The sequence below is a fragment of the Sporofaciens sp. JLR.KK001 genome, from assembly GCF_036941055.1.
In the GTDB taxonomy this organism is placed as follows: Bacteria; Bacillota; Clostridia; order Lachnospirales; family Lachnospiraceae; genus Sporofaciens.
This window is the reverse complement of sequence record NZ_JAYMNO010000024.1, coordinates 1-278: the sequence shown is the minus strand read 5'-3', so window position 1 is coordinate 278 and position 278 is coordinate 1. Positions and strand designations below refer to the sequence as shown.

General features: G+C 45.7%; 1 protein-coding gene. It reads right to left on the bottom strand.

Annotation, left to right across the window (positions count from 1 at the left end; all coding sequences use genetic code 11):
- A partial coding sequence (locus VSQ62_RS32350) for an IS66 family transposase (RefSeq protein ID WP_334638796.1) occupies positions 1 to 278 on the bottom strand: 278 nt, incomplete at both ends.

The window sequence follows — 278 nt, the reverse complement described above, 5'->3', positions numbered from 1 at the left end:
TGAGCGCATGGTTATCGGCCGCTGTCTCTGATTCAAACTGTCCCGATATTTTCATGTGGGATTTTACACCTCGAAGCCCGCGTTCACTGAGATTATTGGTGGTCGGCAGACTGAAATCCTCAACCCACAGGAAATAGTTTCTGCGGTATTGGGCAATTCTGGTAAGCAGAGTCCGCTCAAAGGATGCCCCGTAGTTGTTTGGATCAGACTCATTTTCACTCCATCCGTTTTTAAGGTATTCATCTATTTTATGATGAAACTCGTTTATGCAGGCTTCG